We start from the raw sequence: 8741 nt of genomic DNA on the forward strand, positions 1-8741 counted from the left end.
GAGCGGGTTGGCGTCAATGCCCGGCTCACCGGCAAGCACCAGATGGTCGAAGAAACTGGAGATCGCCGCCATACTGCGGTTGATGCTAGTCGGCGACAGCGTTGTCCGTACCGCCGCAGGAAACGCCGTCAACCGGACGCGCTTGCTCTCGATACTGCCCAGCCAGGCAAGCAGATCGACGCGGTGCGCCAACTTGAACGGCGGGAAAGTCAGACCTCTCTCTGCGAGGAACCTATAGAAGCGGCGTAGGTCATAAAGATACGCCGCGACGGTGTGAGGTGAGCACCCTCGACCAACCACGCCTCGGGCGAAACTCGCCGCGTGCCTGTCCACCACACCATGTTCGTCGATCAGCTCAAAGCGATCGCCAACCTCCGTTCGCACCCGGACAACGCGCATTCTCGAGCCTTCCCATCGCATCATCGATAAGTGTCCACATAAACTCGAAAAATGCGCTCGCGGGGATGATGCAACGATTGCTGTTCGCGAAATGCCGCCCTTCAGACCGGAAATTGAACACAGGCCACCGCGGCCGCTTGGCGGAAGACGGAAGTTCATCACGGTGAGCTCGACAACATCGCCGACAGCGCGCATCACCGGACCGCGATCGGTGATCTTAAGATCGTCGGCTTGCGGCAAGTCGAGGTCGGTCTGCTGAGTCGGGATGCCAAGCTCCAGATCCTGCTTCATCTTGCAGTATTCGGCCCAGCGGACGTGCTGCTCATAGTCATTGCACATGGACCTTCATGTAGGTCCGGTCGACCGAATGCGAGATGAGGGGGCGTGTCCCTGCGGGACCGGGCTCTCGGCTTCGCTGAAACCCCCCCTTCGCCGGGTTTTCACCCTTCGGGCGTCGATCCCTCACGCTACCGTCGCGACACCGCCGCCAGTATTGGCGTCGCCTATTCCGTGGGATTCCAGATCACCGCAAATTCGTCGTCACTCTCCGATCCGGCGGCGCGGCCGAGGTTGGCGAACAGCCTGCGCGGTCCGAACTCGGGCGCCGAGATCGAAACCGACACGTAGTCGGCGCCGTTCTCCTTGTTCTTGCGAATCCAGGCGCCGCCAATCTCCGCGCCATTGGCATAAACGCGATAGTCGGGCTGGTCGCTGTCCGGCTTCTTCTCCTTGTTCGGCATGATCTTCAGCGCCGCCGAGATCGACAGCGTCCGCAGCGTGCCACGATAGGAACCGTCGTCGAGCTTGTTGACGTAGCCGATGGCTGGCATGTGATGTCTCCCCGTTTCATTCCGGCTGGCATCCGGCCCGGCATGCGCGGCGGTCTTGGCCGGAACGTCAGACTTGCCTGCGACCGCGCCATGCCCAAGCAGCCGCGCCATTCCACTTGCTCGCATTCGGATCGCTCCCATGCCGACGCGCGCCGTGGGCGGGAGCATCCACCGGGGCGCAGCGCCGCACACCCTGTCGAATCCGACGGGTCTCACAAAGCCCAATGTCCCTGTGAAAAAGCCCGTGCCCATCCCGATCGGCCGGAGGAGCGTAGCGGGGGCGGGCGCTGGCTGCCGCTTGCGCCATGCCGGCCGCAAGGGAGGCTTCGCCGCGCCCAGAGGCCGACGAATGCGACGTCTTGTCAACGCGCCCTTGCCCCCGGCAGGCTTCGCGGCCGGTCGGAGTCGTCCCGTCAATGTCGGGAAATGCGAAGCCAACCGAAGAAAGGGCTGGACATCGCCGCCGCGGCGGGTTCGGCGTAAGTGTTATGGAGAAGAAAGACATCGACGAGCTGCGGGGGAAGGTGCCCTGCGCGTCCGTCCTGGAGAGGGCGGGCTGGAAGGTCGACCTGAAGGAGAGCACCCGCAAGGCTGTCAAATACCGCCACGGCGAGGGCCAGATCGTCATCGTCATTCACGACGGGCGCGGCTGGTTCGATCCGATGTCGGAAGCGAAGGGAGACGTCTTCGACCTCGCCGAGCATCTCGGCGCGGCCGGTTTTGCGGTGGCTCTGCAGCAGGTCTGCGAGCTCGTTGGTTTCACGCCGACGCAGCCGGCCTGGAAACGCCCGGCGCGGACCAAGCCAACCGCTCCGCTCGCGCATCGTTGGGCTGCGCGTCTCAAGCCGCGGCCGGGCTCGCCGACCTGGCGCTATCTCGCCGAGACGCGCGCCATTCCCGATCATTTGATTCAGGAGGCCGTCGATCAGGACCGGCTGCGCGAAGGTCCGCATGGCAGCATGTGGGCGGCGCATACGGACGACGCCGGCGTTGTTGTTGGCTGGGAAGAGCGCGGCCCCGAATGGCGCGGCTTTGCGACCGACGGATCGAAGGTGCTGTTCCGTCTCGGCGCGACGCATGCGACGCGCGTCTGCGTCACCGAGGCGGCGATCGACGCGATGAGCCGTGCCGCGATCGAAGGCCTGCGCCACGATACGCTCTATGTCAGCACCGGCGGCGGCTGGTCGCCGACGACCGAAGCAGCGATCCGCGCCGTCGCCGCGCGCCCTGGCACGGTTCTTGTCGCCGCGACCGACAGCAATCTGCAGGGCGACGTGTTCGGCAACCGGCTGCGCGCCATCGCACAGGATGTCGGCGCCGGCTACGATCGGCTGCGGCCGTCGCGTGACGACTGGAATGATGACCTGAAGGACGCGCTGCGAACGACTCGGTAGCGCTGGCCTCACCGCAAGAGGCGGTGCGTAGGAACGGTTGCATGTCACGGCGGCCGTCGATGTCCCGCTCGGCATCCTCGGCCAGCAGCACGCGCAAGCGCATCGCGCGCGATCAGCCGTTAACGCGTGCGCGAATGCGCTTGAAGGCGTCGCCGGCGGGACGAACCTTGCCTGCTTCAACCTGCGCATAGGTCGGGGCGAGCACCTTGAGAAGCGCGAGGGTCTCCTGCGTCTGCTCGTAGCGACCGACATCCTGCAGCACGGCCTTGGCTTCGCCATGCACCGTGATGACGACCGGATCCTGCCCCTCCGCCAGGCCGCAAATGATCTTCGGCGCATGCGCCTAGAGATGGCTTAGGGGTTTCACCCGGTCGGACAGTTTCATCGGCGCTCGCCTCATCAGACCAGAATAGGGACCGAAGATGGTCCGAATGAAGGGGAGGGAGAGAGGGAAGGGGGTCGCGCTGGTACGGACCGGGTAGATACCCGACAGACTAGACCGGGAGGATTGTCGACAGGTCAGATTGCATCGGAGGAGGGCCCGCCGATGCCGTTTACGGAGACCTATCGCATGGAAGAGCGCATCCGGATGCTGTCGGATTATGCAAGCGGAAACTGGAACGTGTCGGAGCTTTGCCAGCGCTACGGGGTGTGTCGCGACACATTCTATGAATGGCGCCGGCGCCAGGCGAGGGCGATCCGACTTGGTTTCTCGATCGCTCGCATGCTCCGGAGCATTGTCCGCATCGCACCGATGCAGCCATGGTTGCGACGATTGTCGCGCTGCGCCGGCGCTTTCCCCATTGTGGGCCGCGCAAGCTGCTGGCGATGTTGGAGCGTAAGGCTCCCTGGCAAGACTGGCCGGCGGCCTCGACGATTGGCGATATTCTCAAGCGCGCGGGGTTGGTCGAGGCGATCAGGCGCCGCCGCCCTGCATTGAACCAAGCCCGCCCGGTCATGGCGACTGCGGCGGCCAATGATGAATGGTGCGCCGACTTCAAAGGCTGGTTCCGGACTGGCGATCAACGACGGGTGGATCCGCTGACAATAACCGACAATCACAGCCGTTTTGTCCTGGCCATCAAGATCACGGCGCCGACGATGGCGGGGGCAAAGCCGGTCTTTACCGCAGCTTTTACGACCTATGGGCTGCCGCTGGCGATCCGCTGCGACAACGGCTCGCCGTTCGGATCGCGCGGGGCCGGCGGTCTCACGCGATTGTCAGCCTGGTGGCTTAAGCTCGGCATCAGACCACACTTTATCCATCCGGCGTCGCCGCAGGAGAACGGTCGGCACGAGCGGATGCATCGCACGTTAAAAAACAGACCTCATCGCCGCCGGCAGCGAATGTCCGCCAGCAGCAGCGACGCTTTGACATCTTCCAGCGTCACTTCAATGAGGAGCGTCCCCACGAAGCCCTGAACCAGCGCCAGCCCGCCGAAATCTACACCCGATCGGCACGGGCGATGCCCGAGCGTCTCGATGACCCCTGGTATGACGCCAATCACCAAGTGCGTCGCGTCCGCAGCAACGGCGAGATCAAATGGAAAGGCGACTTTGTCTTTATCAGTGAAGCATTGATCGATGAGCTCGTCGGCATCACCGAGCTTGAGACCGGAGACCATATCGTACGATTTTGTGACCTCGATATCGGCCTCATCGATCGCACCGGGATGTTCCGCCGATTCGCCCCGCCCCGCGTCGGGCTCAGCCAACCGGCCAAACAGAAAACGTCCAAACTGTCGGGAATCAGCCCAGTCTAAAATGTCGACAATCAGTCCGGTTGCACAGCTGCCGCATGCCCGGCCGGCGCGTCAAGGGTGCGCTTCGCCCGCGTGCCGCGGCCCCTGACCCGCCGGACCGGAGAGGCGGCCGCCTGGAGATGTCTTCGACATCTTCAGGAAAGGCAAGGCAATGGACAGGAAGGACATCGTGATCGCGGTGCTGACCGCGATCGGCATTCAGGAAGTGGAATACTCGCTGGACGGCGGCGGAGATTCGGGCGCGACGACGCTCGAGCGGATCCAGCATGTCGACGGCCGCGTGCTCGAAAAGCTCCCCCGCATCCCAATCGGCATCGACGGCGGCGGCCGGCCGTACATGCTTGAGGCGCTTCTCGACGATCTCGTCGCCGATCTTCCCGAAGGCGACTGGGTCAACAACGAGGGCGGCTACGGCACCATCGTCATCCGTCCCTTCGAGGACGAGGAGGACGTCTGTTTTGACGTCGATATGACGTATCGCGAGGAGGGTGACTACGGTGACGACGAAGAGGAGTTTCTCGACGACGATATCGATGATGATGACGCGATCTCGCAGGATGCGGAGGTGCTGCCATGAGCGCCTCCCAGTGGTCGGATCTCCACGCCTCGGCCCTCGCAACGTTCATCGGCCTATGCCCGACGCTCTCGCGATACGGGGCCGATCCTCGGAGCGAGGCGCTGCTGGCGCTTCTCGCCCTCTCGCAAGCGCGGCTCGGCTGCGGAACGCGTGAGAACCGTCTCGACGTCGAGCTTCGCATCGTGCCAGTTCCGCCGCTGCACAGTCCCGCGACGGATGTGCTTCGCCACATCGCCACCGTTGTCAGCGACGTGGCCAGTCGTTCGCGTGGGGCGACGGATCTCAATATCTCTCGCTGGCTCGACGATCACGGCTACGCGCTTCTTGTCGCCGATCTTCTTCGCGACGGCGCGCGCGAAGCCGAACTCACAAGCATGGCCGAACGCCTTGGCGTTGCCCTCACCACCACCCGCAAATGCGTCGACAGCCTCTGCGCGCAGCATCTCAAGGCGGTGCTGACGCGTGATGCGCCGCAGGCCGCCTTCCTCACGCGTGGCCTGACGCCGAATGCCGAATGGTTGTTGGCCACGCAGCTTTCCGGTGATCCGTCCCGTCCGGGCATCCTGGTGCGGCGGGCGCAGGCGCTTGCCGTCTATGGCAGCCTCGTGTCGGCCTTGAAGCAGCCTGCCGTTACGGAGACGATCGATTGCGGCGCGCCGCTCGCGCCCGCACTTGCGCGGCATTTCGAACTCACGAACGCCGAGCTTGGCGCCTTTCGCGGCGCGCGGGATGTGCGAACGTCGATCGAGCAATGGGATGATTTCGCCGTCGCCGCGCGGCGCCTCAAGGCCTATTCGGTGCCACGACACGAATGGCCCGGCGCGAGGCATCCGGATCGTCCGGCCGCGTGGGCGGACTCGCCCTGGCTGCGATCACACAATACGCATCTGATCCGGCCCGACTACCTCGATGCGAAGGACGCCGGCGTACAGGACGCTATCGTCGCGTTGAAGGATGATCTGCTGCGTCCGCTCGCCGCCGACCGGCTGTCGCTGCTCGTGACGCGCACCAACGTCGTCGGGCTGTTCGCGAGTGAGCTCGACTTTCCGGAGCGGTTGCGAACGACAGGCGAATACCGTGCCTTTCTGGCTGGTCTGCATCGCGCCATTGTCGGGACACGCAAGCCGAAGGCCTTTGTGGAGGCCGCCGCGCTGTGGCATCGGCGCGCTGCATCGCTATCGGCGCTACGCCATGAACATAGGTCGGATCGGCCGGGCTGGCCGGCGCTCTGCGCCCCCTGGCGGTCGCGCGATGGCCGCTATGAGGTTGTCGCACTGACCTCCGCCAGCGATCTCGTGACCGAGGGCAACGAGATGCAGCATTGCGTTGGCGGCTACTACGACGTCTGCCGGCGCGGCGACACGCAAATCCTATCGCTGCGCCGCGACGAGCGGCGGGCCGCGACGGTCGAGATTGTGCTCGAAGGTCTGATCGAAGCGCCGACGTTAAAGATCGGCCAGTTCAAGGCGGTTCGGAACACGCGGCCCGCCGACGATCTTCATGATGCGCTGCGGGACTTCCTTCGCGACGTGCGCTCGCAGGCTCATGCGATGAACGCCGCGCTGCTCGCCCGCTATCGGCGCCGCATGCGCAAACGCGGAGACTATGCGTGGCGCAGTGAGGCGTTACCGCTCGAGCACGCGCGCGAGGCCTATCCGCTCTATCGGCCGCTGCTGCCGCGCCCGGTGGCGGCGTCCTTCAACCAATGGTGCGCCGAAAGCGGACTGATCCACACGATCGACCGCGCCTTCGCGGCCCTCGCCGACACGGCGACAGCGCGCACGCGCTGAATCGCACACCTCATCGCTCACATTCTCAAGGAGGCCATCATGCACCCTTATGATCACGCACGCTCGTCCGCCCGCCTGCATGGCGGCCGGTGGCACGACTATTACAGCTGCCATGCGTGGTTCGACGCCACGAAAGTCATTCAGTGTCGCTTCACACACCGCGCGCTGCGCCACCATCGCGAAGCGCTAGAAGAAGCGATCTCTGTGCTCGGACCCACGGTCCGCAACAGTGACGGCGCCGAGATCGGCGTTCGTATCCTCGGGCTGCAACATCTCGATGAGGATTGCGGCATCGTCCCTGATGCGCGCGACTGGATGGTCGACCTCGATGCGCCGGACTGGCTGCCCCACGATACGCCTGACGCGACCAAACTCGCGGCGGCCAGCGCGGAGCGCTTCGGCGGCGAGGCCGAGCATTATCGCTCGCTGCATGATTGGTTCCTGGCCACGCAGAGCTGGTGCGACGGCGCGGCGCATCTGCTGTTCCGCCATCACAGCTTTGGAATCTTCGAGGCCGAAGCGCGTTTCGGACCGGCGCTCGACATCGGCAGCGACCGTTTCGTGCCGACGCGCGTGGTGGCGGAGCGCCACGTCCAAACCATACTCAATCGCGTGCCTCCGGCTGTCGACGCGCTGCGTCGGATCAAGGGCGCGCGCTGGATGCTTCAGGCGACGTCGCCGCGCAAGCTCGGTTTGGATGGAGATCAGTCATCAACAAGGAAAGGGAAGAGTGCCATGACCAGCCGCGAAGCGCACACATTTGTTGTCGTATCGACCGCGCATCTCACCGCGCAGACAGCGCGCTATCTCGATAACACCCCAGCGAAGGAATGGCCCTGTGTCGGCGGACCCTACGGCGATTACGGATGGTTCGTTTATGCCCATGAAGAAGATGCCAACGCCGGTCCGGACCGAATCCCCGAGGATCTGTTCACCATCATGATATGGGCTCGAAAGGAGGGGTTCCAGTATATTCTCTTCGATTGCGACGGTGATGTCGTCGCGGTGTTGCCGAGCTACGACTGGTAGCGCCTTGCGCACGGGTGCGCGGAGAAGCGAGCAGGCCCGCAGATGTAGAGGCAGATGTGGAGAATGAAGGAAGAGCAAAGCAGGAGGACGGTAATGCCGCTGCCGCATGCCCGGCCGGCGCGTCAAGGGAAGCTTCGCCCGCGTTCCGCGGCCCTTGACCCGCCGGACCGGAGAGGCGGCCCGCGGGAGGAGGTGATGAAGGGCTGAAGTGAATGAGGGATCAGGCGGATCGCTCACGCTTCGGCCCGTGAGGCCGAAAGGAGCCGCCATGCACACCCTCCCGACCATCCGCAAGATCTTCCAGGGCATCGCCACGCGCCATGAGATGCACCGTCTGTTCAACCGGCATCGTGGCGATCCGACCTACGGGGCCGGCGATGCCGCGCCTCTCTTTGCCGGCGAGTGGTTCGAGATCGCCGAACCCGAGCATGATTACATGCTTGAGATTCTGCCGCCGCTCTGGATGCGCGCCGACATGTTCGCGATGCGCGAATTCATGACGGACAACGTCACCAGCGTATTCTTCACGCTCTGGATCGACGGTCGCAAGCGCTTCTTCCACGGCTATTGCGACCTGTCCGATCGTGGCTCGCCCGAGCAGATGAAGCGAGCGATCATCGAGCGGGAGTCCCGCCCGGTCCGCGCCATGACGCGCGACGAACGCCTCGAGCACATCTGGTCGAGCACGCATGACGACTACCGCGGCTATGCCGGCAAGGGATGGCCGGCTCCCCTGCAGGGCAAGCGCACCGTGCTCGTCTATTGCGGCGGTTTCGGCACGGTCCTGAAGCCGCTCGACGATCTCACAGATGACGAGGTCGCCGCGAAGCTGCCAGTGCAGCTCCGGCATCTGCCCGAAGCGGCATAGACCGCAACGCCCTCCCGAACCTGCGAGCAGCCCGGCCCCGCGCCGGGCTTTCGCATTTTCGCGGGCCGTTCACCGGCCCGCTCCTCCCAAC

Annotated in this window: 9 protein-coding genes and 2 pseudogenes; 8 read left to right on the forward strand and 3 right to left on the reverse strand. The window is 64.6% G+C overall.

Translation table 11 applies throughout. The features are described from left to right. Window positions 1-45 precede the first annotated feature (45 nt). Together IP86_RS29740 and IP86_RS21750 are read right to left on the reverse strand one after the other, a co-directional pair. Window positions 46-738, reverse strand: a pseudogene (locus IP86_RS29740) (site-specific integrase); the annotation flags it as partial. Between the two features lie 164 nt (window positions 739-902). Further along, window positions 903-1229 (reverse strand): DUF736 domain-containing protein, encoded by a 327-nt coding sequence (locus tag IP86_RS21750; protein WP_054164522.1) that lies wholly within the window; start codon window positions 1227-1229, stop codon window positions 903-905. 488 nt (window positions 1230-1717) lie between these two features. Between IP86_RS21750 and IP86_RS21755 the strand changes: the two genes are divergently transcribed. Continuing rightward, window positions 1718-2623 (forward strand): DUF3991 and toprim domain-containing protein, encoded by a 906-nt coding sequence (locus IP86_RS21755; protein ID WP_054164523.1) that lies wholly within the window; start codon window positions 1718-1720, stop codon window positions 2621-2623. Between the two features lie 112 nt (window positions 2624-2735). On the opposite strand, the gene IP86_RS21760 is transcribed toward IP86_RS21755, so the two are convergent. Beyond that, window positions 2736-2951 (reverse strand): type II toxin-antitoxin system prevent-host-death family antitoxin, encoded by a 216-nt coding sequence (locus IP86_RS21760; protein WP_245290708.1) that lies wholly within the window; start codon window positions 2949-2951, stop codon window positions 2736-2738. Window positions 2952-3212: 261 nt separating this feature from the next. On the opposite strand from IP86_RS21760, the pseudogene IP86_RS29495 reads away from it, so the two are divergent. The 7 genes and pseudogenes from IP86_RS29495 to IP86_RS21790 form a co-directional block, all read left to right on the forward strand. Continuing rightward, window positions 3213-3260, forward strand: a pseudogene (locus IP86_RS29495) (hypothetical protein); the annotation flags it as partial. 125 nt (window positions 3261-3385) lie between these two features. Further along, window positions 3386-4045, forward strand: a complete 660-nt coding sequence (locus tag IP86_RS29500) for a DDE-type integrase/transposase/recombinase (RefSeq protein ID WP_245290705.1) — start codon at window positions 3386-3388, stop codon at window positions 4043-4045. 44 nt (window positions 4046-4089) lie between these two features. Continuing rightward, on the forward strand, window positions 4090-4386 hold the full coding sequence (locus IP86_RS29505; RefSeq protein WP_245290706.1) for a hypothetical protein: 297 nt from the start codon (window positions 4090-4092) through the stop codon (window positions 4384-4386). Between the two features lie 169 nt (window positions 4387-4555). Next, the gene (locus IP86_RS21770) at window positions 4556-4963 is read left to right on the forward strand and encodes a hypothetical protein (protein ID WP_156332587.1); all 408 of its coding nucleotides are present in this window, start codon (window positions 4556-4558) and stop codon (window positions 4961-4963) included. Continuing rightward, window positions 4960-6753: a PcfJ domain-containing protein gene (locus tag IP86_RS21775; RefSeq protein ID WP_054164525.1), complete on the forward strand. Its 1794-nt coding sequence runs from the start codon at window positions 4960-4962 to the stop codon at window positions 6751-6753. The genes IP86_RS21770 and IP86_RS21775 overlap by 4 nt, the downstream gene beginning before the upstream one ends. Window positions 6754-6792: 39 nt before the next feature. Then, window positions 6793-7782 (forward strand): DUF6915 family protein, encoded by a 990-nt coding sequence (locus tag IP86_RS29510; protein WP_245290707.1) that lies wholly within the window; start codon window positions 6793-6795, stop codon window positions 7780-7782. Window positions 7783-8050: 268 nt separating this feature from the next. Further along, window positions 8051-8650: a DUF1419 domain-containing protein gene (locus IP86_RS21790; RefSeq protein WP_054164526.1), complete on the forward strand. Its 600-nt coding sequence runs from the start codon at window positions 8051-8053 to the stop codon at window positions 8648-8650. Window positions 8651-8741 lie beyond the last annotated feature (91 nt).

This window comes from Rhodopseudomonas sp. AAP120 (genome assembly GCF_001295845.1).
Classification (GTDB): domain Bacteria; phylum Pseudomonadota; class Alphaproteobacteria; order Rhizobiales; family Xanthobacteraceae; genus Rhodopseudomonas.